At 66.0% G+C, this 203-nt stretch carries 1 pseudogene; it reads left to right on the forward strand.

What is annotated here, in order from left to right:
* Window positions 1–203 (forward strand): annotated as a pseudogene (locus tag GYB81_RS23505) (dihydroxy-acid dehydratase); the annotation flags it as partial.

The following is a 203-nucleotide window of genomic DNA, read 5'->3' on the forward strand; positions in this document are numbered from 1 at the left end:
ATCAAAGCACCTGATGCAGCACCGGGGCCGCGCCGGGGGGTTCGGGGACAGCGAGGACTACAAGGCGAAGATCAACGACGAGAGCCTGGATAGCGACGAAAGCTGTGTGAGGGGGCTGAAGGGTTGCGGCCCGCGTGGTGACCCGGGCATGGCTGAAGTGGGCAGCATGGGCCGGCCGCCCAAGGTACTGCGCAAGGGCATCA

It is taken from the genome of Pseudomonas yangonensis, from assembly GCF_009932725.1.
In the GTDB taxonomy this organism is placed as follows: domain Bacteria; phylum Pseudomonadota; class Gammaproteobacteria; order Pseudomonadales; family Pseudomonadaceae; genus Aquipseudomonas; species Aquipseudomonas yangonensis.